Origin of the sequence: Kitasatospora sp. NPDC001539 (assembly GCF_040298565.1) — a bacterium.
In the GTDB taxonomy this organism is placed as follows: Bacteria; Actinomycetota; Actinomycetes; order Streptomycetales; family Streptomycetaceae; genus Kitasatospora.
On record NZ_JBEPAK010000055.1, the window covers coordinates 1 to 24589 of the forward strand.

At 74.4% G+C, this 24589-nt stretch carries 21 protein-coding genes and 1 pseudogene; 13 read left to right on the forward strand and 9 right to left on the reverse strand.

The window, feature by feature from the left end; translation table 11 throughout:
* Positions 1-61 precede the first annotated feature (61 nt).
* The 9 genes from ABT247_RS11930 (at position 62) to ABT247_RS11970 (ending at position 10714) form a co-directional block, all read left to right on the forward strand.
* Positions 62-748, forward strand: a complete 687-nt coding sequence (locus ABT247_RS11930) for an SCO family protein (protein WP_350741559.1) — start codon at positions 62-64, stop codon at positions 746-748.
* Positions 745-1251, forward strand: coding sequence for a copper chaperone PCu(A)C (locus ABT247_RS11935; protein WP_350741561.1), 507 nt, complete (start codon positions 745-747; stop codon positions 1249-1251). The genes ABT247_RS11930 and ABT247_RS11935 overlap by 4 nt, the downstream gene beginning before the upstream one ends.
* 143 nt (positions 1252-1394) lie before the next feature.
* Positions 1395-3347, forward strand: coding sequence for a FixH family protein (locus tag ABT247_RS11940; protein ID WP_350741563.1), 1953 nt, complete (start codon positions 1395-1397; stop codon positions 3345-3347).
* A 5-nt stretch (positions 3348-3352) separates the two neighbouring features.
* Complete coding sequence (gene efeB / locus ABT247_RS11945) at positions 3353-4639, forward strand: iron uptake transporter deferrochelatase/peroxidase subunit (RefSeq protein ID WP_502892437.1); 1287 nt, start codon at positions 3353-3355, stop codon at positions 4637-4639.
* 215 nt (positions 4640-4854) lie between these two features.
* Entirely contained in the window at positions 4855-5790 is a 936-nt protein-coding gene (pheA, locus tag ABT247_RS11950) for a prephenate dehydratase (RefSeq protein ID WP_350741567.1), read from the forward strand.
* Between the two features lie 558 nt (positions 5791-6348).
* Positions 6349-7623: a serine--tRNA ligase gene (serS, locus tag ABT247_RS11955; RefSeq protein WP_350741569.1), complete on the forward strand. Its 1275-nt coding sequence runs from the start codon at positions 6349-6351 to the stop codon at positions 7621-7623.
* Entirely contained in the window at positions 7620-8453 is an 834-nt protein-coding gene (locus ABT247_RS11960; RefSeq protein ID WP_350741571.1) for an HAD family hydrolase, read from the forward strand. Before serS ends, ABT247_RS11960 begins: the two co-directional genes overlap by 4 nt.
* A gap of 137 nt (positions 8454-8590) precedes the next feature.
* Entirely contained in the window at positions 8591-9322 is a 732-nt protein-coding gene (locus tag ABT247_RS11965; protein WP_350741573.1) for a FadR/GntR family transcriptional regulator, read from the forward strand.
* 150 nt (positions 9323-9472) lie between these two features.
* Positions 9473-10714, forward strand: a complete 1242-nt coding sequence (locus ABT247_RS11970; RefSeq protein ID WP_350741575.1) for a CynX/NimT family MFS transporter — start codon at positions 9473-9475, stop codon at positions 10712-10714.
* A 196-nt stretch (positions 10715-10910) separates the two neighbouring features.
* Here ABT247_RS11970 and ABT247_RS11975 read toward each other — a convergent pair whose 3' ends face one another.
* On the reverse strand, positions 10911-11636 hold the full coding sequence (locus tag ABT247_RS11975; RefSeq protein WP_350741578.1) for a DUF4386 domain-containing protein: 726 nt from the start codon (positions 11634-11636) through the stop codon (positions 10911-10913).
* Positions 11637-11788: 152 nt separating this feature from the next.
* On the opposite strand from ABT247_RS11975, the gene ABT247_RS11980 reads away from it, so the two are divergent.
* Positions 11789-12508 carry a TetR/AcrR family transcriptional regulator C-terminal domain-containing protein gene (locus ABT247_RS11980; RefSeq protein ID WP_350741580.1) on the forward strand — a complete coding sequence of 240 codons (720 nt, stop codon included), beginning with the start codon at positions 11789-11791 and terminating at the stop codon, positions 12506-12508.
* 142 nt (positions 12509-12650) lie between these two features.
* Here the strand turns inward: ABT247_RS11980 and ABT247_RS11985 are convergent, their stop codons facing one another.
* Positions 12651-13538 (reverse strand): LLM class flavin-dependent oxidoreductase, encoded by an 888-nt coding sequence (locus ABT247_RS11985; RefSeq protein ID WP_350741582.1) that lies wholly within the window; start codon positions 13536-13538, stop codon positions 12651-12653.
* 80 nt (positions 13539-13618) lie between these two features.
* Here ABT247_RS11985 and ABT247_RS11990 point away from each other — a divergent pair, with 80 nt between their 5' ends.
* On the forward strand, positions 13619-13933 hold the full coding sequence (locus ABT247_RS11990; protein WP_350741584.1) for a hypothetical protein: 315 nt from the start codon (positions 13619-13621) through the stop codon (positions 13931-13933).
* Positions 13934-14001: 68 nt separating this feature from the next.
* Entirely contained in the window at positions 14002-15210 is a 1209-nt protein-coding gene (locus tag ABT247_RS11995; protein ID WP_350741586.1) for a hypothetical protein, read from the forward strand.
* 20 nt (positions 15211-15230) lie between these two features.
* On the opposite strand, the gene ABT247_RS12000 is transcribed toward ABT247_RS11995, so the two are convergent.
* The 5 genes and pseudogenes from ABT247_RS12000 to ABT247_RS12020 all read right to left on the reverse strand — a co-directional run bounded on the left by ABT247_RS12000 (position 15231) and on the right by ABT247_RS12020 (position 17960).
* Complete coding sequence (locus ABT247_RS12000; protein WP_350741588.1) at positions 15231-15698, reverse strand: HEPN domain-containing protein; 468 nt, start codon at positions 15696-15698, stop codon at positions 15231-15233.
* On the reverse strand, positions 15695-16291 hold the full coding sequence (locus tag ABT247_RS12005) for a nucleotidyltransferase domain-containing protein (RefSeq protein ID WP_350741590.1): 597 nt from the start codon (positions 16289-16291) through the stop codon (positions 15695-15697). The genes ABT247_RS12000 and ABT247_RS12005 overlap by 4 nt, the downstream gene beginning before the upstream one ends.
* A gap of 71 nt (positions 16292-16362) precedes the next feature.
* A pseudogene (locus ABT247_RS12010) lies at positions 16363-16599 on the reverse strand (LLM class flavin-dependent oxidoreductase); the annotation flags it as partial.
* Between the two features lie 109 nt (positions 16600-16708).
* Complete coding sequence (locus ABT247_RS12015) at positions 16709-17677, reverse strand: DUF72 domain-containing protein (protein WP_350741594.1); 969 nt, start codon at positions 17675-17677, stop codon at positions 16709-16711.
* 82 nt (positions 17678-17759) lie between these two features.
* The gene (locus ABT247_RS12020) at positions 17760-17960 is read right to left on the reverse strand and encodes a hypothetical protein (protein ID WP_350741596.1); all 201 of its coding nucleotides are present in this window, start codon (positions 17958-17960) and stop codon (positions 17760-17762) included.
* A gap of 260 nt (positions 17961-18220) precedes the next feature.
* Here ABT247_RS12020 and ABT247_RS12025 point away from each other — a divergent pair, with 260 nt between their 5' ends.
* Positions 18221-19072: an HAD family hydrolase gene (locus tag ABT247_RS12025; RefSeq protein WP_502892435.1), complete on the forward strand. Its 852-nt coding sequence runs from the start codon at positions 18221-18223 to the stop codon at positions 19070-19072.
* A gap of 79 nt (positions 19073-19151) precedes the next feature.
* On the opposite strand, the gene ABT247_RS12030 is transcribed toward ABT247_RS12025, so the two are convergent.
* Together ABT247_RS12030 and cydD are read right to left on the reverse strand one after the other, a co-directional pair.
* Positions 19152-21002: a sensor histidine kinase gene (locus tag ABT247_RS12030; RefSeq protein WP_502892436.1), complete on the reverse strand. Its 1851-nt coding sequence runs from the start codon at positions 21000-21002 to the stop codon at positions 19152-19154.
* A gap of 25 nt (positions 21003-21027) precedes the next feature.
* The gene (cydD, locus tag ABT247_RS12035; protein WP_350741600.1) at positions 21028-24588 is read right to left on the reverse strand and encodes a thiol reductant ABC exporter subunit CydD; all 3561 of its coding nucleotides are present in this window, start codon (positions 24586-24588) and stop codon (positions 21028-21030) included.
* Between the last annotated feature and the right edge of the window lies 1 nt (position 24589).

A 24589-nucleotide genomic window follows, 5' to 3' on the forward strand; every position in this document is an offset into this window, starting at 1 on the left:
GGGCCGCGCCCACTCCGGACGCGGCCCCGCCGGCGGTCCACCGCGCACGATCGGAACTCCCATGCCCCGCGTCACCCGCACCCACCGCTCCGGCCGCACCGCCCGGCTGGCCGGCGCCGCCGCCCTCGCGCTGGCGGCCGCCCTGACCCTCTCGGCCTGCGGCTCCTCCGGCGGCGGCTCGACCACCGCCAAGGTCACCCAGCAGAAGGACGACAGCCCGTACCAGGGCACCAAGCTGGCGAAGAACTTCGAGAAGCCCGACCTCCAGCTGACCGACACCTCCGGGCAGCCGTACGACCTGCGGCAGCGGACCAACGGCAGGACCACCCTGCTGTTCTTCGGCTACACCAACTGCCCGGACGTCTGCCCGACCACCATGGGCGACATCGGCGTCGCGATGAAGTCGCTCTCCGCGGAGGACCGGAAGAAGATCGACGTCGTCTTCGTCTCCACCGACCCGCAGCGCGACACCCCGAAGGTGCTGCGCACCTGGCTGGACTCGATGGGCGGCGACTTCATAGGCCTCACCGGCGACCTGGAGAAGGTGAAGACCGCCGCCAGGTCGCTCGGCATCATGATCGAGGACCCGGTCGTCAACCCGGACGGCACGGTCACCTCCACCCACGGCGCCCAGGTGCTGGCCTTCCTCCCCTCGGACGACAGGGCGCACGTGCTCTACATGAGCGGCACCGAGGAGAAGACCTACGAGCACGACCTGCCGCTGCTCGCCAAGGGGGTCGCGGCGTGACCGCGGTGGCTCCCGGCACCCGGCGGTTCCGCCGGTCCGCCCTGCTGGGCGCCGTGGTCGCCACCGCCCTGGGCGGCGGTGCCATCCTGGCCGCCTGCGGGACGGGCGGCCAGGACGGCGCCTCGAGCGCGGGCCCGGCGAAGCTGAGCGTGGCCGACCCGTACATCCCGCTGCCCCCGGCCGGGGGCATGGGCGCCGGGTACCTGACCGTCCGCAACGACGGCGGGCCGGACCAGCTGGTGAAGGTGACCAGTCCGGCCGCCGAGTCCGTCACCATCCACCGCTCGACCGCGTCCAGCATGGAGCAGGTGGACAGCCTGGACGTGCCCGCGCACGGCGCGCTGGAGCTCGCCCGCGGCGGCACCCACCTGATGATCATGGGGTGGCAGAAGGCCCCGGCCCTGGGCGACGAGCTGGAGCTCGACCTCACCTTCGCCAAGTCCGGCACCATCGCGGTCAAGGTGCCGGTCAAGGAGCTCACCTACCGGCCCGGCCGGAGTTAGGGGACCCCAGCATGCAGCAGGCCTCGCACCGCGGGACCGCACCCCACCGGGCCGCCGTCCGGCGGACCGCGTCCGGGCGGACCGCGTCCGGGCGGACCGCGCTCCGGCGGACGGCAGCCCGGCGCATCGCCGGAGCGCTCGCGATGCTCGGCACGCTGTTCGCCCTGGTGCTCGCCGGCGCCGGCCCGGCCTCCGCCCACGCCACCCTGGAGTCCACCGACCCGCGGCAGAACTCCGTGGTCGCCACGGCCCCGCAGGCGGTCACGCTGACCTTCAGCGAGACGGTGTCGCTCTCCGGTGACTCCGTACGGGTGCTGGACCCGGCCGGCAAGGCCGTGGACACCGGGAACCCGGCCCACGCCGACGGCCGGGGCGACACCGCCCGGGTGGGGCTGCGGAGCGGGATCGCCAACGGCACCTACACGGTCGCCTGGCGGGCCGTCTCGGAGGACTCGCACCCGGTCGGCGGCGCGTTCACCTTCTCCGTCGGCGCTCCCTCCGACACCTCCGTCTCCGCCACCGCGCTGCAGGGCGCCGACGCGGACGGCCTGGTCGCCGCCCTGTACGGCACCGGGCGCACCGTGGCGTACGCGGCGTTCGCCCTGCTCGCCGGGGTGGCCGGGTTCGTGCTGGTCTGCTGGCCGGCCGGGGCCGCCAGGCGTCCGGTGCAGCGGCTGCTGATGACCGGCTGGACGGCGCTGCTGGCCTCCACCGTCGCGGTGCTGATGCTGCGCGGCCCCTACGAGCGCGGCTCCGGCCTCGGGAAGGCGCTCGACCTGTCGCTGGTGCGCGCCACGCTGGACGAGCGGATCGGCACCGCGCTGGCCGCCCGGCTGCTGCTGCTCGCCGCGGGCGGGATCTTCCTGTCGCTGCTGGTCGGGCAGCTGGGGCAGCCGCACCGGACGGCCGCCGCACCGGACGGCGAGGAGGCCCGGGGTCCCGCCGACCAGGACGACGACGAGGCGGCCGAGCTGCGCGAGCTGGAGCAGCGGGCCGCCGAACGGCCGCTGCGCGACGCCCGCCTGGGCCTGGGCGTGGCCGGACTGGTGCTGTCCGTCGCCCTCGCGGCGACCTGGGTGGGTGCCGACCACGCCTCGGTGGGCATCCAGGTCTGGCTGGCGCTGCCGTTCGGCGTGCTGCACCTGATCGCGATGGCGCTCTGGCTGGGCGGCCTGGCCGCGCTGCTGGTCGCGCTGCGCGAGGGGGTCGGCGCCGAGGTGGTGGAGCGCTTCTCGAAGGTGGCCTTCGGCTCGGTGGCCGCCCTGGTCGTCACCGGGGTCTACCAGTCCTGGCGGGGCCTGGGCAGCTGGGGCGCGCTGACCGGCACCGAGTACGGGCGGCTGCTGCTGGTGAAGACCGGCTGCGTGGCCGCCATGCTCGGCGTCGCGTGGGTGTCCCGCGGCCGGCTGGCCCGGCTGCGCTCGGCGCCCGCCGAGGCCGCGGAGGTCGAGCGGGCCGAGGTGCCCGAGCCGGTCGGCGCCCCGGCGCTCAGCGAGGACCCGGTCCGGCAGGCGCAGCTGGACCGGCAGCGGGCCGCCCGGGCGAGTGCCGGGCGCGACCGCGCCCTGACCCCGACCCGGGCCGGGCTGCGCCGCTCGGTGCTGGTCGAGGCGCTCGTCGCGGTGGCGGTGCTGGTGGTCACCACGATGCTCACCAACTCCCCGCCCGGGCGGGTGGCGGGCGCGGTCACGGCGGCGGGGAGCGCCGCTCCGGCGGGCGGGTCCGCGGCGGCGCCGCAGACCGAGCCGGGCCGCACGGTGGAGCTCAAGCTGCCCTACGACACCAAGGGCCGGACGCCGAACGCCAAGGGCACCGCGACGGTCAGCGTCAACCCGGCCGGGACGGGACCGAACGAGGTGAAGCTCGCGCTGGACGGCGCCGACGGCAAGCCGGTGGACGTCCCGGAGGTGCAGCTCGCCTTCACCCTCCCGGACCGCGACCTGGGCCCGCTGCCGGTGACGCTCACCCCGGAGGGCACCGGCCGCTGGGGCGGCACCGCGCAGCTGCCGCTGGCCGGCACCTGGGTGGTCTCGGTGCAGATCCGCTCGTCGGACATCGACCAGACCACCCCGACCCAGCAGTTCAAGGTCGGGTGAGCGCGGTGGACGGGAACGGGACGGGCACGGCCGGCGCCGCCGGCCCGGTGGGTGTCACCCGCCGGACGCTGCTCGGCACGGCCGGCGCCGGGCTGCTGGTCGGCGCCGGGGCCGGGGCAGCCGGGGCGGTCGCCTACGACCGTCCGGCCGGCGACCGGGCCGGTAGCGGGGCGGACGGCGGTGGCGCGCTCGGCACGGGCCGGGTGCCATTCCGCGGCGAGCACCAGGCCGGCATCCTCGAACCGCAGCAGGCCGAGGTGCGGCTGGCCGCGTTCGACCTCGCCGCCGGGGCCGGCCGGGACGGGCTGCGCGCCCTGCTCCAGCGCTGGACCAAGGCGGTGGACCGGCTGACCGCCGGGGAGCCGGCCGAGGAGTTCGACAACCAGGTCGCGCTGGACGCCGGGCCGTGCTCGCTCACGGTCACGGTCGGCTTCGGCGCCGCCCTGTTCGACAAGGCCGGGCTGGCCGACCGCCGCCCCGCGGCGCTCGAGCCGCTGCCCGCGTTCCCCGGCGACGCGCTCGACCCGGCCCGCGGCGACGGCGACCTGTTCGTGCAGGTCGGTGCCGACGACGCGCTGGTCGCCGTGCACGCGCTGCGGACGCTGCAGAAGCTGGCGGCCGGGACGGCGGCGCCGCGCTGGCAGTCGGCCGGCTTCGCCCGGACCCCGGGCGCGACCGCGCGGCCGATGACCGGGCGCAACCTGATGGGCCAGATCGACGGCACCAACAACCCCAAGCCTGGCGAGGAGGGCTTCGCCGCCAAGGTGTTCTGCGCGGGCGGCGGGGACCAGCCGGCCTGGCTGGCCGGCGGCTCGTACCTGGTGTTCCGGCGGATCCGGATGCTGCTGGACCACTGGGAGGAACTGCCGGTGGACCGGCAGGAACGGGTGATCGGGCGGCGCAAGGCGGACGGCTCGCCGCTGAGCGCACCGGCCGGCTCCGGCGAGGGCACCGCGGTGGACCTGTCCGCACAGGGCCCGGACGGCGGCCTGGCGATCCCCGCCGACGCCCACGTACGGGTCGCGGCCCCGGCGGCCAACGGCGGCGCGGCGATGCTGCGGCGCGGCTTCTCGTACCACGACGGTCTGCTGCCGGACGGTTCGCCGGACGCCGGGCTGCTGTTCCTCGCCTTCCAGGCGGACCCGCGCACGGGCTTCACCCCCGTGCAGCGCAAACTCTCCCGCGGCGACGGCCTCTCCCGCTTCCTGCGGCACGAGGCGAGCGGGCTGTACGCGGTGCCGCCGGGCGTGCCCGCCCAGGGCTACCTCGGGCAGCAGCTCCTGGAGGGGTAGCGGACCGGCCCCGGGCCCGCCGCTTCGGTACGGCCCCGGGGACGGCCCCCGGGGCCGCGGAGCCCCCGGCGCTCCCGGCGGCCCGCGGCGGACGCCGTGTCCGCGGGCGCGGTCCCGGCCAGCGGAACGCCTTTCCTGCCGGGGCCGGGAAATCGTTATGGTGACTGCCTCGGCACCATCGGACCCAGGCGGCACCCATTTCCCACGGAGGCGTCATGTCGGCCACCCGCTACACCTACCTCGGCCCGGCCGGCACCTTCACCGAGGCGGCGCTGCACACCCTGCCCGAGGCGGCGACCCGGGAGCTGGTGCCGCTGTCCTCGGTGGCGCTCGCCCTGGAGGCGGTGCGCGGCGGCGAGGCCGCGGGGGCGTTCGTGCCGATCGAGAACTCGGTGGAGGGCGCGGTCACCGCGACCAACGACGAACTGGCCTCCGGCAACCCGCTGATGATCTACCGCGAGGTGCTGCTGCCGATCTCCTTCGCGCTGCTGGTGCGACCGGGGACGGAGCTGTCCGGGATCAAGACGGTGACCAGCCACCCGGTGGCCCAGTCGCAGGTGCGCCGCTGGCTGGCGGCCAACCTGCCGGACGCGACCTGGGAGTCGGCCGCCTCCAACGCGGACGGCGCCCGGCTGGTCGCCGAGGGCCGGTTCGACGGGGCGTTCGCGGGCGAGTTCGCGGCGCCGATCTACGGGCTGGACCCGCTGGTCAAGGACATCGCGGACGCGCAGAGCGCGACCACCCGCTTCGTCCTGGTCGGCCGCCCGGGGCGGGTCTCCTCGCCGACCGGGGCGGACAAGACCTCGATGGTGGTCTGGCTGCCGGACGACCACCCGGGTGCGCTGCTGGAGCTGCTCCAGGAGTTCGCGGTGCGCGGGGTCAACCTGATGCGGATCGAGTCCCGGCCGACCGGGGAGGGGCTGGGCAGCTACTGCTTCCTGATCGACTGCGAGGGGCACCTGTCCGAGCGCCGGGTGGCCGAGGCGATGATGGGGCTCAAGCGGATCTGTCCCCAGGTGCGGTTCCTCGGCTCCTATCCGCGCGCCGACCGCCAGGTGTCCACGCACCGGCGGCCGGGGACCTCGGACGAGGATTTCGCCGCGGCGGCGGACTGGTTCTCCCGGGCGCTCGACGGCCGCGGGGACGTCTGAGCCGGCCGCCGGCCCTTCCGAAGGCACTCCTGGCGGCCCTTCCGGCCTTGGTGATCCCTTCCGCTTTTTCCTGATCGGTGTCGACCGTTGTCGACCGGGGTGATCACGCCGGGCGGGTGACCGTTCCGTCGTCCACAGCCCGCCCCGGGGCCGGAGGCCGCTGTCCACAGGCCTCCCCGCTGTCCACAGCCGAAAGTTATCCACAGGCCTGGGGATGAGTCGACAAACCGGTATAGCCATTGCCCAGAACTGGTCGGATCATCTGTTTGCGTCGCAGAGATGACTAATCGGCCCAGAGTCACCCCCTTCCCTGCAAATCACCCGTTTGAGTGCTTCAATTCCCTCACCCGAGAAGGCCCATTGAGGTTTGAAACCTCAATTCGCTGGTTCCGGTGAGCGGAGTGCCGCCCTCCCCATCGATCCACAGCCCCGGCCGCCGACCTGTGGATAACCCGGCTGCGGCCGGTTCTCCCCAACGGTTATCCACAGGCGCCGGGGAGTTATCCCCAGGGGAAACCGGTACCGGTGGAGGAACCGCCGCCCGGTACGCTTGGCCCTGTGATTGACCTTCGCCTGCTCCGTGAGGACCCTGACCGAGTGCGCGCCTCGCAGCGCGTCCGTGGCGAGGACGTCGACCTGGTCGACGCCCTCCTCTCCGCCGACGAACGGCGCCGGTCCTCGGGCAGCCGCTTCGACGAACTGCGCAACGAGCAGCGGGTGCTCGGCAAGCAGGTCGCCCAGGCCAAGGGCGACGAGAAGACCGCCCTGCTGCAGCGCACCAAGGAGCTCGCCGCCGAGGTCAAGGCCGCGGACGCCGAGCAGAGCGCGGCCAAGGAGGAGGCGGACCGCCTGCTCCGCTCCCTGGCGAACCTCATCGACCCGGCCGCCCCGGTCGGCGGCGAGGAGGACTTCGTCACCCTGGAGGAGATCGGCACCCCGCGCGACTTCGCCGCCGAGGGCTTCGAGCCCCGCGACCACGTCGAGCTGGGCCAGCTGCTGGGCGCGATCGACACCGAGCGCGGCGCCAAGGTCGCCGGTGCCCGCTCCTACTACCTGACCGGCGTCGGCGCGCTGCTGGAGCTCGCCCTGGTCAACATGGCGATCGCCCAGGCCACCGCGGCCGGCTTCATCCCGATGATCACCCCGGCCCTGGTCCGCCCGGCGGCCATGGACGGCACCGGCTTCCTCGGCCAGGCCGCCGAGAACGTGTACCACCTCGGCGACGAGGACAAGTACCTGGTCGGCACCAGCGAGGTCCCGCTGGCGGCGTACCACATGGACGAGATCATCGACGCCGACAAGCTGCCGCTGCGCTACGCCGGCTACTCGTCCTGCTTCCGCCGCGAGGCCGGCACCTACGGCAAGGACACCCGCGGCATCATCCGCGTCCACCAGTTCGAGAAGGTGGAGATGTTCGTCTTCACCACGCCCGAGGACGCCGAGAACGAGCACCGCCGCCTGCTCCAGTGGGAGAAGGACTTCCTCAACGCGCTGGAGCTGCCGTACCGGGTGATCGACGTCGCCTCCGGTGACCTCGGCGCCTCGGCCGCGCGCAAGTTCGACATCGAGGCCTGGATCCCCACCCAGGGCAAGTACCGCGAGGTCACGTCGACCTCCAACACCACCGAGTACCAGGCCCGCCGCCTGTCGATCCGGATGCGCGAGGAGGGCAGGACCCGCCCGCTCGCCACCCTGAACGGCACCCTGGTCGCCGTCCCGCGCACCATCGTGGCGATCCTGGAGAACCACCAGCAGGCCGACGGCTCGGTCGTCGTGCCGGAGGCGCTGCGGCCGTACCTCGGCGGACGCGCCGTCATCGAGCCGGTCAAGTGACCTCTCCCGCCCACCCCGGCGGTGGCGACCTGCCCTACCGGCTGGTCGCCACCGACCTCGACGGCACCCTGCTGACCAGCTGGGGGACCGTCTCCGAGCGCACCCGCGCCGCCCTGGCCGCGGCCGTCGGCGCGGGCGCGCTGCACATCGTGGTGACCGGACGCTCGGCCGTCTGGGCCCGTCCGGTGTTCGACGAGATCGGCTACACCGGGATAGCGGTCTGCGGCCAGGGCGCCCAGGTCTACGACGCGGGCGCGCACAAGCTGCTCACCTCGCTCACCCTGGACCGCCGGCTCGCGGCGGTCGCGATCGAGAAGATCGAGGCCGAGACCGGCCCGCTGGCCGTCGCCGCGAACCAGGACGGTCTGGACGGCCAGGTGCTGGCCGGCCCCGGCTACGAGCTGCTGATCGGCTCGGACCTGCCGGTCGTCCGGGTCGACCGCGCCGAGCTGCTCGCCTCCCCGGTCAGCAAGCTGTACATCCAGCACCCCCGGCTGACCGACGACGCCCTCGCCGAGGCCGCCCGCTGCGCCGCCGGCGACCTGGTGGGCGTGGTGATGGCCGGGGCGGGCGTGGTCGAACTGCTGCCGCTGGGCCTGTCCAAGGCCACCGGTCTGGCCGTCGCCGCCCGCCGGCTGGGCGTGCGCGCCGCCGACACCATCGCCTTCGGCGACATGCCCAACGACATCCCGATGTTCGGCTGGGCCGCGCACGGTGTCGCCATGGCCGACGCGCACCCGGAACTGCTCGCCGTCGCCGACGAGGTCACCGCGGGCAACGACGAGGACGGCGTGGCCGTCGTCCTGGAGCGCCTCTACCCGGTCCGCTGACCGGGCGCCCTCCCCTTCCGGCCCGCTCCCTCCCGGGAGCAGACCGGGGGCAGACCCCGGCGCAGTTGTAGGATGACCGGGCAAGCGGTTGTAGGATGACCGATGTCCGATCGACGGTGTGCGAAGGGAGGCCCGGAATGAGCGGCGACGGCAACGGTCTGCAGGCGGCCGGACGGCGTTCCCTGGTGGACACCGCGATCGACCAGCTGCGCGAGCAGCTCGCCGACGGCACCTGGCCGGTGGGGTCGCAGATCCCCACCGAGCACGAGCTCGCCGAGCGGCTGCAGGTCGGGCGGAACACCGTGCGGGAGGCGATCCGGGTGCTGGTGCACGCCGGGATGCTCGTCTCGCGGCAGGGCGAGGGGACCTTCGTACGGTCCACCAGCGACCCGGCGGCGGTGCTGCGCGGCGTCCAGCGCTCGGGCATCCGGGACGTCCTGGAGGTCCGCGCGGCGCTGGAGACCGAAGGCGCCCGACTGGCCGCGCTGCGGCACACCCCCGAGGACATCCGGCGGATGCGGGCCGCGCTCGCCCGCGAGGCCGAGGTGATCGCGGCCCACCCCGAGCGGGCCGGCCGCGAGGCCACCGTCGAGCACGACCTGGAGTTCCACACCGCCGTCGTCGAGGCCGCGCACAACCCGGCACTGACCGAGGTGTACCGCTACTTCGGCGCGTCCGTACGCGAGTCGATGACCTCCGCGTTCGGCGACCACGAGATGCCCGAGGTGGTCGTGGCCACCCACGCGGCGCTGGTCGACGCGATCGAGAGCGGTGACCCGGACCGTGCCGAGGCGGCGTGCCGCGCGCTGCTCGCCGAGCCGACCGCGGCCGTCGAGCAGCTGCTCGCGGCCATCGCGGCCCGGAAGTAGGGCGGCGCGGGACGCCGGCTTCGCCGCTCCCGCACCCCGGCCCTCGCACCCTCCGCCCGCGCACCTCCGCGCCGCCGGCCACCGGCCCGCGCCCGCCCGTTCGCGCCCCCGGACTCCCAGAACCCCGCGTCACGAAAGAACAGCACACCCATGGCCGTCACCCGTGCCCCGCAGCCGGATGTCACCACCACCGCCGCCCCGCTGCCCCTGCGCTCCCGGCTGGCCCACCCCGCCCTGCTGCTGACCGGCATCGTGCTGGTCGCGCTGAACATGCGCGCCTGCCTGGCGGCGATCTCCCCGATGGTCGGCGAGATCCAGCGGACCTTCGGCCTCTCGGCCACCGCGAGCGGGCTGATCACCACCGTGCCGGTGCTCTTCCAGGGCGTCGGCGCGCCGCTCACCCCCCGGCTGACCCGCCGGTTCGGCGCCGAGCGGGTCGTGCTGGGTGCGGTGCTGGTGCTGGGCGCGGGCGTGCTGCTGCGGGTGCTGCCGTCGGTGCTCGCGCTGTACGCCGGCTGCGTGGTGATCGGCGTGGCCATCGCGGTGCTGAACGTGTCGATGCCCGGCCTGGTCAAGCGGGAGTTCCCGGACCGCGCGGCGACCATGACCGGCGTCTACTCGACCACCATGCTCGTCGGCGCCACCCTGGCCGCCGGGACGTCCGTGCCGCTGGAACACGCGCTGGGCGGCGGCTGGCGCGCCTCGCTCGGCGCCTGGTCGCTGCTCGCCCTGGTCGCGGCGGCGGCCTGGCTGCCGCAGGTGCTGCGCTCCCGGCAGGAGAAGGCGGCGGTGGCCGCGGCGGCCCAGCCGGGCAAGCCGGTCGAGGGCATCTGGAAGTCCCCGCTGGCCTGGCAGATCAGCCTCTTCATGGGCATCTCGTCGCTGCTCGTCTACACCCTGGTCGCCTGGATGCCGACCATCCTGGCCGACCACGGCATGGACCGCGGCCAGGCCGGCCTGGTCTTCGCCTTCTCCAACCTGGTGCAGGTCGCCGGCGCCTTCCTGGTGCCGCTGATGGCCGGACGGATGACCAGCCAGCGTGCCCTCGCGGTGACCATGGCGGCCCTGAACGGGCTCGGCATCGCCATGCTGCTGGTCGCGCCGGTCTCCGCGGCCTGGGCGTCGGCGGCGGTCCTCGGCGTGGCCCAGGGCGGTTCGCTCGGCCTGGGTCTGGCGTTCATCGTGCTGCGCACCGGCACCGCGGCCGGCGCCGCCCAGCTGGGCGGGATGTCCCAGGCGGTCGGCTACCTGGTGGCGGCGGCCGGCCCGGTCGGCGCCGGTGCGCTGCACCAGCTCACCGGCGGCTGGGAGGCCACCCTGGCGCTGATGCTGGTGCTGGTCGCGGTGGTCGGCGCGGCCGGCTGGGGCGCCGGGCGCAACCGCACGCTCTGACCGGGCGCAACCGGACCCCTGACCGGGCGTCACCGTGCGCTCCGGCCAGGCGTCACCACACGCTCCAGCCAGGCGTCACCGTGCGCTCCAGCCAGGCGTCACCGTGCGCTCCGGCCAGGCGTCACCACACGCTCCGGCCGGGCGTCACCGGAGGCGTCGCCCCGCCTCCCCCGGGACACCGGCGGCCGGCCCCGGGCTACCCGGCACCGGCGCCGGCCGCGGCACCGGCTTCGACCGGCGCCGCGGCGGGGCTCGCCGCGGCCGACGGTCGGAAGCCCTTGAGGATCAGGTGGAGGGCGAGGCAGATCTCCCAGAGGAAGACCGGGACGGCGGCGAGGGCCGCCCGCACCGAGAACTGCTGGTAGCCGCCGAACATCTGGGCGGCACCCGAGGCGAAGACCAGGGGCCCGCCGACCAGCCCCAGCACGGGGATGAAGCGGGCCACGAGCCCGGCCCGGTGGAGCACGTACGCGAGCAGCACCGTGTTCGTCCCGCAGACGAAGCCCGGTCCGAGCAGGAACGTCCAGTTGTGGAACGCGACGAGCGCGTGTCCGAGTGTGACGGCCTCGGCGCCGGTCGCGCCGGCCGGGTCCTGCCGCAGCGTCACGACGGCGAGGAGCGGGACGACGCCGACGGCGATGACGCCGGCTTCGAGGGTGCGCAGTGCGACGTAGCCGAGGGCGGCGCCCTCGTTGCGGCTCCTGACGACGGGGAAGAGCGCGACCGCCGTTCCGACGACGGCGAGGGCCAGGACCACCTCCAGGAACGCGCCGAGCAGCACCCGGGTGTCGGGGCCCGGGCCGACGACGTAGTCGGAGCGGTGCAGGACCGGTCCGTAGAGGGCGAGGGCCGCGACGGAGGTGACGTGGGTGACGAGGTAGAGGGCGCCGGCGATCGCGGCGGTTCTTCTGGTTGACGTCATGGGAGTCTCCCGCACAGGGAGGCGTACGGCGTACACCTCAGGCCCCGAAAACGTAGGTGTATGCTGTACACCATGTCAAGCGGCGCGTTCGTTCATCACCGGGCGGCTCGGCGACGGACCACCCGGGGGCGGGCGACTCGACGGCGGGCGGCATGACCGGGCCCGCCAAAACCCCGCGCCGCGCCCCGCTGAACCGGGACCGCGTGCTGCGCGCCGCGGTGGCGCTCGCCGACGAGATCGGCATCGACGCGCTGAGCATGCGCAGTCTCGCCGAGCGGCTGGGCGTCGTTCCCATGGCTCTCTACAAGCACGTGGCGAACAAGGAGGAGCTGCTCGACGGCATGGTCGAGGTCATCGTCGGCGAGATCGCCCCGCCCGCCCGGGGCGCCGACTGGAAGGACGCGATCCGGCAGCGGATCCTCTCGGCCCGGCAGGCGCTGCTGAGCCACCGTTGGGCGTCCCAGGTGGTCGAGTCGCGCCGGCACGCCACGCCGGTCGTGCTGGACTACATGGACTCGCTGATCGGCATGTTCCGGGCCGGCGGCTTCTCCGTCGACCTCACCCACCACGCGATGCACGCCCTCGGCAGCCGCATGTGGGGGTTCACCCAGGAGCTGTTCCCCACGCCGCCGCCCCCCGCGGACCCGGAGGCCCGGGCCGCCATGTTCGACCAGCTGGCGGCGCGGTACCCGCACATCATCGAGATGGCCACGGCCGGCTCCCGCGACGGGGGATCGGCCCCGGGCGGGGGCTGCGACGACCAGTTCGAGTTCGAGTTCGCCCTGGACGTCCTGCTGGACGGCTTCGAGCGCCTCCACCGGCAGGGCTGGGACTCCACCGCCCGCCGGCACCCCACGGGGGCCACCGCGTAGCGCCGTTCCGCGGCCGCCGCTCGGCTGCTGCCCGGCGGCGCCACGACGGAACCGGCCCGGGCCCGGTCGCCCAGCAGGAGGGCGACGCGGGCGCCCTGGTGGGAACTGCCGGGCCGGTGGCGGTCCCGGCCCGGCGACGGGTTCAGCCCAGCTGGGCGAGGCCCTCGGTGGCGATCCGCTCGAAGACGGCGAGGTCGTTCTCGAAGACCGAGTCCGGCACCGGCCAGTGGATCACCAGCTCGGTGATGCCCAGCTCCCGGTAGGTGCCCGCCCAGTCGACGAAGGCGTCCACCGACTGCAGCGGCCGCTCCGCCGTCGACCCCTGGAGCAGCACCTTCTCCAGCGTCCCGACGTCCCGGCCGCGCGCCTCGCAGGCCGCCGTCAGCTTCGCGAGCTGCTGTGCGATCACCCCGGGCGCCTGCTCCACCGGCACGTCCGCCGGGCCCTTCGGGTCGCCGTAGGTCACCCAGCCCTGGCCGTACTCGGCGGCGAGCCTCAGGCCGCGCGGGCCGGTCGCGGCGACGTAGAACGGCACCCGCGGGGTCTGCACGCAGCCGGGGATGTTCCGGGCCTCGACCGCGGAGTAGTAGGTGCCCTCGCGGGTGGTGGCGTCCTGGCGCAGCAGCTCGTCCAGCAGCGGCAGGAACTCGCCGAAGCGGTCCGCCCGCTCCTTCGGCGACCACGCCTCCTGGCCCATCGCGGTGGCGTCGAAACCGGTGCCGCCGGCGCCGATCCCGAGCGTCACCCGTCCGCCGGACACGTCGTCCAGCGTGATCAGCTCCTTGGCCAGCGTGACCGGGTGGCGGAAGTTCGGCGAGGTCACCAGCGTGCCCAGGCGCAGGCGCTCCGTCGCGCAGGCCGCCGCCGTCAGCGTCGGCACGGACCCGAACCACGGCTCGTCGCGGAACGACCGCCAGGAGAGGTGGTCGTAGGTGTACGCGGCGTGGAAGCCGAGGTCCTCGGCGCGCCGCCAGATCTTCTGGCCCTCGCTCCACCGGTGGATGGGGAGGATCACGGTACTCAGTCGCATGCCCCCGACCCTACGCGTGCGGACGGCGGGACTTCGGACCGCCCGCACGTCGGCACGAGCAGGTCCGCTAGCGTGGCGCCATGGGCACGATGAGCAGGCGAGAGCTGGCCGCTCTGGTCGAGGAAGCGACGGTCGACACCTACGACGAGCACGAAGAGCTGTCGGCTCTGTTCACCGCCGTCGAGGAGAACCTGGCGGTGCCGTTGAGCACCTCGGTGCTGGGCGCCGAGGTGACCGTGCGCGGCATCGACCTCTCACCGGACGGAAGGATCGTCGCCCTGTGCACCCGCGGTGGGTTCCGGCAGGCGATCGGGCTGCTGGACCTTCCGTTGCCGGACCCGGCTCCGGACGGAGCGGAGTGGGTCGAGGCGTACCGCTACTACTGGACGCAGTGAGCGTCGGAACCTTCACGATCGAGAGGGCCTGCATGGCTGCCGTGGTGAGGAACGAGGATGGGGCGTCGTTGCGCGACCTGATCGAGCGAAGCTCCGAACTGAAGGGTGAACTCGTCGCCTTCGCCCAGAGCGCGCGCTTCGACCGGTGGTTGACGCCCCTCCTCCTGGAGGCCGCCGGGGCCCGGCGGCAGTTGGAGGAAGGTGATGCGATCCGGATCATCGACAACTTCGTCCTGCGGTACCGCCTGCCGGACGGCTCGACCGTGGTGGACCGGTTCGTCGCCGGACGACGGGGCTTGACCGAGGCGGATCGGGAGATGCTGCTCGGGTGGCGTGACCCCGTCGAGGGCATCTTCGAGATCCGGCGCAAGGACGGGGACGCCGTCGTCCTGCTGAACCTGATCGACGACCTGGAGTACCGCACGTACTCGAACGTCGGGCCTATGGCCTTCCGCGGAGTGTCCAAGGGGGGATTCCTGCACACCTGCCTGGTGCCCGTCCCCTCGGTCGACGGGGCGTGGCTGATCTCCGGAACCATGTCGTCCTACCCGAAGTCCAGCGGCACCGAGATCGCCCGGGCCGCGCTTCAACTGGCCGCCGGTCACCCCGAACTGGTCTTCCGCAACCCCGAGAAGATCGAGCAGGGATGGGCGTCGATGCGGGAGGACCGGGCCGCGTTCATCGAGTTCTGCGGCAGCGACGAACTGGTCCTTCCCCCTGCCGAAACCGAGGAGCGGCTCAACGCCTACTACCGGCACCGGCAGGAAGCCGCCGTCGCCGAGCATCCCGACCGGGCCCGGGGCAGGCGGCTCCCCGGCCTGTCCTTCCCGGCCTTCGAACTGCCGCCGGGACTCGCGGAATCGGAAACGGTCGGCGTCATCTACGACGAAGTCGACGGGCTCAACTTCTACCCGGACTACGGGATGCTGCGGGACCTCTTCGCCGATCCGGTCCTCCCCGGCCGCAGGCAGCACCAGGACCTGCTGCGCGTGTACCTGCGCGAGGAGTCGATTGCACCGCTGCCGCTCCGCCGCCTGGCCGCCGCCCACCCGGAGACCGTCGACGAGGTGTTCCGGAAGCTGCTGCGGAAGCCCGGATTCACCTGGGACGAGCACGGCGAGGAGCTGCTGCGCCGGCGCAAGCCCTGGTACTACGAGCAGGAGCCCCGCCCGGGCGTTTCCGTGATCGGTGAGCGCCTCAGCGAACTCGCTGCCGGCGGCCGTCGGCAGAGGTTCACCAGGACACGGCGTGTGCTGGGTCGACCCGGACACTCGTGACCGAGGCTGGTTTTCGGTGATCAGTAGCGACCCATGTGCGGCATGGCCTTCTCCGCCAGCTCGATGATCGCCTGTGCCTTCGGCAGATCTCCCCTGACCTCCTCGGGGGTGACCGGCGGAGCTTCGGCAGATCGGTATTCGCTCTCGTTCCGGCGGACACGCATGCGGCTGAACGGTCGCAGGATGCCTCCGAGTGGCGGGTCCAGCTGCGCCTTCACCGTCTCGTAGACCGCGACATGGCCGCCCCTGCTCGTGGCGCGAAGTCCCTGGTTCACCAGGACCGCCGCAAGCGCCTTGCGCGCAGCGTCGTACGCAAGGCTGTACGCACCGACCGGGTCGACATCGAGAAGCATTCTCGCGGAGGCCAAGTGCTGTCGGGCCTGGGCGAGTTCCGCCTCCGCATGCTCCGTCGAGGCCGGCACCCTCTCGACCTCCCTGCGATGGATCAGGTCGTCAACGACGGTCCGGCCCTGCTCCCAGCGGCTCATTCGCCGTTCTCCTCACGTAGGTGCAGGCGGACCAGCGGTCGCTCACGGACCGAGGTCAGGAAGGGTTCGTCACTCGGCGATGCCCATGCCTCCGGAGCGACACGGTGGACGTTGACCTCCCGGCGCAACTCCCGGGAGGCACGTTCGGCGAGATCGAAGAGTTCGTCCGGATCGGGGCGTCCGACGACCAGGACGTCGACGTCTGCTGGGATCGGTCCGGGCACGCCGCTGTGGCGGGCTGCCCAGGAACCGTAGACGTACGCCTCGTCGATGCCGTCCAGGTCGGCCAGGAGCGCACTCAGCCGAGGCAGCGGCCCGTAGGTCACCAGCAACAGGTCGCACAGCGGCCTGTACAGAACGGTGTCGGTCCTGGCTGTGATGACTCGGGTCCGTCCGACCCGCTCCCCCGCGAGGATCTCCGACCCGATCAGCCGGTCCACCTCTCGAAGGACGGCTGTGTGCGAGGCCCCGAGCTCCCCGGCAAGGCCGGTGAGCGTCCAACTGCGATCCGGGTGCAACAGCACGAGTGCCAGGAGGTCCCCTTGCAACTGGGACCGGAAGAGCGGAAGTAGCGAGGGCGCGGACATCTTCATCAAGCGCACAATATCATGCGCGTAATGCAGATGTTCCTCGTAAAATGCGACTACCTCGCTGGTCAGGCAGCGATGGGTGAACGAGGCTTGATCGAGGTCACCAGCGTGCCCAGGCGCAGGCGCTCCGTCGCGCAGGCCGCCGCCGTCAGCGTCGGCACGGACCCGAACCACGGCTGGTCGCGGAACGACCGCCAGGAGAGGTGGTCGTAGGTGTACGCGGCGTGGAAGCCGAGGTCCTCGGCGCGCCGCCAGATCTTCTGGCCCTCGCTCCACCGGTGGATGGGGAGGATCACGGTACTCAGTCGCATGCCCCCGACCCTACGCGTGCGCACCGGCGGGTGGGCCGGCGGCGCCTCGCGGAGGAGCTCCGCGCGCCACCCCCTCCCACCTGGCCGCCTCCCACGCGGCCGTCCCCCCTCACCGGGGCGCGGTCGTCCACGGCGGACGCGCCGCGGTGCCCGGATCGGCCGCCGGGGCAGCGGCGGATGGGGCGGCGGCGGACGGGGCGGCGGCGGACCGGGGGCCGAGCAGCCGGCTCATCGTCTCGGCGGCGCGGACGGCGGCATCGCCGCAGCAGTTGTTGAACAGGACGTGGACCTCGCGGGTCTGCTCGGCCATCGCGCGGACGGCCGGTGTCCAGGACGAGAGCTCCTCGGACGTGTACCGGTGGCGGAACCGCTCCTCCTTCGAGCCCGTCCCCCAGGCGCGGTTGCGCCCGTGGAAGCGCACCACCGCGAGGCGGGCGGTGGTGACCGGCGTGACCGGCGGGATGGACGTGGGGAGCGACTGCGCCGTGTCCACGGCCACGGCGGTCAGGTCCAGGTCCGCCAGCAGGCCGACGGTGGACGCGCGGTGCTCCGGACGCCACCAGTCGGGATGCCGGAACTCCACCGCCACCGGCCAGCCCTCCGTCCGCTCCCGGCACCGGCGCAGCGTCGCCACCGCCGACGGGCCCGGAGCCAGCCACGGGGGGAACTGGAAGAGGACCGTCCCCAGGCGGTCCGCCCGGCGCAGCGGTTCGAGGGCGCCGCTGAAACGGCGCCACACCTCGTCGAGCAGTCCCTGGTCGGCCGCCGTTCGACCGTTCCGCCCGGCGGGGCCGGGCCGTAACTCGGCCGGCAGCGCGCCGGGTCGGGTCGGGTGCCCGGTCAGCAGGGAGAACGCCTTCACGTCGAACCGGAAGCCCGCCGGCGAACGCTCCACCCACAGGGTGCTGTTGCGCGTGCTGGGCAACCCGTAGTACGTGGCGTCCACTTCGACCACGGGGAACCTCGTGGTGTAGTACCGCAGTCTGGCCTCCGCGCCGCGGTGGCCCTCCGGGTACCAGCCGCTGGACAGCAGTTCGCGGTCCGTCCATGAACACGCGCCGACGAGAACGTCTCCCATGGGCGCCGTGTGCCCCGCCGCGGGCCGCCGACACCGGCCGGATGCCGGCGATCGGCCCGGCGCTGCGCACGCCGGGGGGCTGCTACGGGTGGGGGCGGGTGCGCTGCGCGGGGAGGGCGGCGGCCGGGGCCGGGGCGCGGCGGGCGAGGTCGGCGAGGGTGTGGAAGAGCACTTCGCCGAGCAGGACCGGTTCGCGGGAGGCGGCGGGTGGCGGCTCGTCCGGCTGGGAGGCGGCGGGGCGGCGGGTCTGGGGCGGCTCGTCTCGGAGCTGGCTTGTGGGCATGGCTCTTCCTGCCGACGGGGTGACCGCCAGCAGTCCTGCCCGTTCGGCCCGCGGCGACACTCCGTACGGGGGCGGATCGGCCGGAAACGGTGCGTGCTGGGCCGGAACCCGTCCGTACGGTCATGGCTGTCGGCCCCGGCCCGGCAGGTCACCGGCCCGGTCACGGGAGCGGTCACGCGGGCACCGACGAGGGCGGTGACGGGAGCGGTCACGCGGGCGCCGACGAGCGCCGTGACGGGGGCGGTGACCGGGCGGCGGCGATGGGCGAAGATGGACCGGTGACCGAACCCCGCACCGCTCCCCGTCTCGTCGCCACCGACCTGGACGGCACCCTGCTCTGCACCGGCGGCACCGTCAGCGAACGCACCGCCGCGGCCCTGGCGGCGGCCGAGGAGGCGGGGATCCAGGTGGTGTTCGTGACCGGGCGGCCGCCGCGCTGGATGCAGCAGCTGCGTCCGCACGTCGGCGGGCACGGGGTGGCGATCTGCTCGAACGGCGGGGCGGTCCTGGACGTCCGGCGCGGCGAGCTGGTGGAGTACTTCCCGATGTCGGCCGGGACGGCGCTGGCGGTCGTCGAGGCGCTGCGGACCGAACTGCCGGGTACCGCCTTCGCCTTCGAGCACGCGGACGGGTGGGCCCGCGAGCCCGGCTACGAGGTGCTGATGTGGGGCGACGACATGGTCTGCGCGATCGGCGCGGCCGAGGAACTGCTGGCCGAGGACGGCCCGGTGCGGGGCCTGTTCAAGCTGCTGGCCAAGCACCCCGACCTCGACCCGGACACCTTCCTCACCGAGGCCAGGAGGGTCGCCGGGCACCTGGCCGAGATCACCCGCTCCTCGCCGATCCCGCTGCTGGAGATCAGCGCGCCCGGCGTCACCAAGGCGAGCACGCTGGCCCGTTGGTGCGCCGAGCACGGGATCGACCGCAGTGAGGTGGTGGCCTTCGGCGACATGCCGAACGACCTGGAGATGCTGGCCTGGGCGGGCACCGCGTACGCCGTCGCCAACGCGCACCCGCAGGTGCTGGCGGCGGTGCCGCTGCACACCGTGAGCAACGAGCAGGACGGCGTCGCGGCCGTGCTGGAGCGGTTCCTGCCCGGCGTCTGCCTCTGACCGCCGTGTCCGAAGCGGCCGTTGACGCGTTCCCAACGTGCGCCGTCGGCCGGGAAGTCCTCCCTCGTCCAGCTTCCACCTAACGCGTGTTGCGCGGTTGCAGCCGGGCCGACCAGCGCACCGTCGTCCCCCTCCGGTGCGGTCCGCGCTCGTGCCAGGCCGCCCCGCCGAGCGCCTCGGCGCGCCGGGTCAGGTTGAGCAGACCGCTGCGTCGGCCGCCCTCCGGGATGCCGACCCCGTCGTCGGTCACGGTGAGCAGGACGCCCGGTCGTCCCGGCCGGTCCGGCGACTCCCGGTCACCGCCGACCGGCCGGCCGCCGTCGTCCAGGTGGACGGTCGCGTCGACCTCCACGCCGACCCGGGAGGCCCGCGCGTGCCGGGCCGTGTTGGAGAGCATCTCGCGCAGCGCGGCCAGGAGTTGGCGTCCGGTGCTCTCACCGACCAGGCTCTCCACGGGCCCCACGAAGCTCACCGAGGGCTTGAAGCCGAGCGCTGCGGCGGACTGGCTGGCCTCCCGCAGCACGCGGGTGCGCAGGGTGTCGGGGGCGTCCCCGTGGTTGTCGTGCTGGAGGGCGTAGATGGTGGTGCGGACCTCCTGGATGGTGGCGTCCAGTTCGTCCACCGCGTTGCCGATGCCGGCCCTCACCTCGGGGACGACGGCGCGGCGGGCGGCGCTCTCCAGCATCATCCCGGTGGCGAACAGCCGCTGGATCACCAGGTCGTGGAGGTCGCGGGCGATCCGGTCGCGGTCCTGGAAGACGGCGAGGCGCTGCTGGTCGCGCTGGCCCTCGGCGAGGCGCAGGGCGAGTGCGGCCTGCGAGGCGAAGGTCTCGGCGAGCTGCTTCTCGGAGTCGGTGAAGGGCAGGGCGCCGCGCGGTCGCCAGACGCAGAGGCCGCCGAGCACCCGCCCGGCGGCGACCATCGGGACGGCCATGGACGGGCCGAAGCTGCGGGCGAGCCGGATCACCACGGTCGGGTCGCTGGACATGTCGTCCAGGTAGACGCTCTCCCCCGCGAGCAGCCGGGCCGCGAAGCTGTCCTTGGGCAGCAGCTCGCCGCGGACGAACTCGGCAGCCTCGCCGGAGGCGTGGGCGACCCTCATCTGGCCGTCCTCCTCCTCGGTCGCGGCCCCGCCGGTCCGCGTGGGCAGCAGGATCATGCCGAGCGCGGCGTCCGCCAGCTCCCGCACCTGCTCGGCGGCGACGGTCAGCGCGCCCTCGGCCTGCTCGGTGGAGAGCAGCGCGGTGGTGACGGCGGCAGCCCCGGCGATCCAGCGCTCGCGGCGGCGCCCCTCCTCGTACAGCCGGGAGTTCTCGATCGCCACGCCGGCGGCCGCGGCGAGCGCGTGCACCACTTGTTCGTCCTCCGGGGTGAAGGCGCCGCCGCCGGTCTTCTCGGTCAGGTAGAGGTTGCCGAAGACCTCGTCGCGGACCCGGATCGGCACGCCCAGGAAGGTCCTCATCTGCGGGTGGTCCGGCGGGAAGCCGGAGGAGCGCGGGTCGGCGCCGAGGTCGGCCAGCCGCAGCGGCTCGGGGCGGTCGATGAGGGCGCCGAGGATGCCGCGCCCGTCGGGCAGGTCGCCGATCTCGGCGGCGGTGTCGTCGTCGATGCCGACGTGGATGAAGTCGGCCAGGCCGTTCCCGCCGGGGGCGATCACCCCGAGCGCCGCGTACCGGGCGTCGACGAGTTCGGCGGCGCCCAGGGCGATCCGGTGCAGGGTGGCGTGCAGGTCGAGCCCCGCGCCGATGGCGACGACCGCCTCCAGCAACCGCTGCATCCGGTCGGTGACCGCGGCGGCCGACTGCAGGCGCTCCGCGACCTCGCTGACCAGGGTGTCCAGCCCGAGCGAGGCGATCTCGGGCACCCGGTGGGGCGTCGGCTCGGGGGCGGCCTCAGGGGCGGCCTCGGGGAGGTCCGGCGTGGGGTCCATGGAGAAAGCCTAGTTTGTACGGTTTTCAGCCGAAGGAGGACGCAGCCGCCCGGGACGCGGCCGCCCCGGAACCCACCGGACCGGACGCGGCCGCCCCGGCTCCCGCCGTCTCCAGCAGGCCGTCCGCCTCCCGCTCCCGCCGCCACATCGCGTGCAGCCGCCCGTCCGGGTCGGCGACCAGCTCGGACCAGCGGCCGCGCTCGGCCACCCGGCCGCCGTCCAGCACCAGCACCTCGTCCACGCTGCCGTCGTCCAGCCCGGCGAGCCGGTGGGTGATCAGCACGGTGGTGCGGCCCTCGGTGGCGGCCAGCAGGTCGGCGGTGAGGGCGTCGGCGGTGGGCAGGTCGAGGTGTTCGGCGGGCTCGTCCAGGACCAGCACCGGGAAGTCCGCGAGCAGCGCCCGGGCGAGCGCGAGCCGCTGGCGCTGGCCGCCGGAGAGCCGGGCACCATGCTCGCCGACCATGGTGTCCAGGCCGTCCGGGAGGCCGTCCGTCCAGTCCAGCAGCCGGGCGGCGGCGAGCGCGGCGCGCAGTTCGGCGTCGTCGGCGCCGGGCCGGGCCAGCCGCAGGTTCTCGCGCAGCGAGCTGTCGAAGACGTGGGCGTCCTGGGCGCAGAGGCCGATCACCCGGCGGACGTCCTCGCCCGCCAGCGCGCGGCTGTCCACAGCCTGTGGACGGCCCGCGCCGAGGGTGACGGACCCGGCGCGGGGCTCCAGGAAGCGCAGCAGCGCCTGGGCGAGGGTGGTCTTGCCGGAGCCGGACGGGCCGACCACGGCGATCCGCCGCCCGGGGGTGAGGTCGAGGTCCACCCCGGCGAGGGCGTCCGCGGCCTGCCCGGGGTGGCGTACGGTCAGCCCGCGCACGGCCACGGGCAGCGGCTGCCGGGGCAGTTCCGCGGGGGACGGCGGTTCGGTGACCGGCGCGGGGGCGTGCAGCACCTCGTCCAGCCGGTCCTGCGCGGCGCGGCTGCGCTGGCGGGCCCGGACGGCGAGCGGCATCCCCGTGACGGCCTCGAAGGCGGCCAGCGGGGTGAGCACCACCAGCGCCAGGCAGACCGGCGCGAGCGCTCCGCCCCGCACTCCCTGGATGCCGACGGCCGCCGATCCCGCCACCGTCAGCCCGGTGAGCAGCGCGATCAGCCCGGTGCCGAGCGCGGTGGTGGCGGCCGAGCGGGCGGCCAGGCCGGTCAGCGCGGCGTCGGCGGTGCGGACGGCCGCCAGCCGGCCGGGGAGCGCGCCGGCCACCGTGAGCTCGGCGGTGCCGGTGAGGGCGTCCACCACGGCGGTGGCCAGGCGGCCGTGGGCCGGGGCCTGGCGCCGCTCGGCGCCGGCCGACCAGCGGGCGGCCAGCCCGGGCACCAGCACCCCGGCGAGCAGCAGCCCGAGGCCGAGCACCAGCCCGGCGGCGGGCAGGAAGGCGCCCATGACCAGCGTGGAGGCCAGCGCGACCACGCCGGCCACGGCGGCCGGCAGCCGCCAGCGCAGGTGGTGGTCCTGGATCGCGTCGACGTCGGCGACCAGCCGGGAGAGCAGGTCGCCGCGCCGGAAGGCGGGCAGTCCGGCGGGGGCGAGCACGGTCAGCCGGCGGTAGACGGCGGCCCGCAGGGTGCCGAGGGTGCGCAGCACGGCGTCGTGCGAGACCAGCCGCTCGGTGTAGCGGAAGAAGCTGCGGCCGATGCCGAAGGCGCGGACGGCGGTGACGGCCATCATCAGGTGGAGCACCGGGGGCATCTGGGAGGCCCGGGAGATGAGGTAGCCGGAGGTGGCCATCAGCGCGACGGCGCAGCCGAGGGCGAGCGAGCCGAGCAGCACGGCCAGCGCCAGCCGGGGGGCGGTGGGCTCCGGCTCCGGCGCGGGCTCCTCCGGCCCGGCGGGGGCAGGGGTCGGCCGGCCGCTGTGGGTCAGCGGGGTGACGGCCCGCGCGGGTGGTTCGGCGGCCGGGCCGGCCAGCCGGATCCGCTCCTCGGCGACGGCCAGCAGGGCCGACCGGTGGGCGACGACCAGCACGGTGCGCGCCGGGTCCTCGGCGAGCGTCCGGACGGCGGCCACCACGGCGGCCTCCGAGGCGCCGTCCAGGTGGGCGGTGGGTTCGTCCAGCAGCACCAGCGGCCGGTCGTCGGCGAGCAGCACCCGGGCGAGCGCGAGGCGCTGGCGCTGTCCGGCGGAGAGCCCGGCGCCGTCCTCGCCCAGTGCGGCGTCCAGGTCGGTGACGAAGTCGAGCGCGCGGGCGGCCCGCAGCGCCGCCCACAGCTGGTCGTCGTCCGCCTCCGGCCGGTAGAGCCGCAGGTTCTCGGCGACCGTCCCGGCGAACAGGTGGGGGTGCTGCGGCACCCAGGCGATCTGCCGGCGCCAGCTCTCCGGTTCGAGTTCGGCGAGGTCGTAGCGGTGCCCGTCGGCGGCGGTGATCCGTACGGTGCCGGCGTCGGGGGCGGTGAGGCCGAGCAGGACGGACAGCAGGGTGGACTTGCCGGCCCCGCTCGGGCCGGTGAGGGCGGTGCTGGACCCCGGACGCAGGGTCAGCGCGGCGCCGTCCAGGGCGGGCACGGCCCGTCCGGGGTGCCGTACGGTCAGGCCCTCCGCGGTGATCAGGGCGCCGGCGAGCGCGGGGGCGGGGCGGGTGCCGGCGGCGGGCAGCGGGGTCTCCAGCACCCGGAAGATCTCGTCGGCGGCGGTCAGCCCCTCGACGCTGGAGTGGTAGAGCGCGCCGACCTGCCGGATCGGGGCGTACACCTCGGGGGCGAGGACGAGGACCAGCAGGCCGGTCTCCAGGTCGAGCGAGCCGTCGACCAGCCGGAAGCCGATGGTGACCGCGACCAGCGCGACGGACAGGGTGGAGAGCAGCTCCAGCGCGAAGGAGGAGACGAAGGCGATCCGCAGGGTGCGCAGGGTGGCCCGGCGGTAGTCGGCGGTGATCCGGGCGATGGTGGCGGCCTGGGCGCGGGCCCGGTTGAACACCTTGAGGGTGGGCAGCCCGGCGACGACGTCGAGGAAGTGGTGGGAGAGCCGGGCCAGGGTGTCCCACTGCCGGTCCATCCGGGACTGGGTGGCCATCCCGATCAGCACCATGAACAGCGGGATCAGCGGCAGGGTGCCGGCGATGATCGCGGCGGAGGTGAGGTCGGCGCCGACGATCCGCAGCAGCACGATCACCGGGACGACCACGGCCAGTGCCAGCTGCGGGAGGTAGCGGGCGAAGTAGTCGTCCAGCGCGTCGACGCCGCGGGTGGCGAGGGTGGTGAGTTCGCCGGTGCGCCGGCCCGCCAGGTAGGACGGGCCGAGCGCGGTGGCGTGGTCGAGCAGCCGGCGCCGCAGGGTGGACTTCACCCGGGCCACCGACCGGTGCGCGGTGAGCTCGGTGAGCCAGCCGACCAGCCCGCGCCCGAGGGGGGTCAGGGCCAGCAGCACCAGGGGAGTGGTCAGTTCGCCGAGACCGGCGCCGCGTTGGAAGCCGCGGACGGTGATCTCGGCGATCAGGCTCGCCTGGGCGACCACCAGGACCGCGCCCGCCCCGCCGAGGAGCACGGATCCGGCGAGGAAGGCCCGGGTGGTGCGGGCCTGTCCGAGGAGTCGGGGGTCGACCGGCTTCATC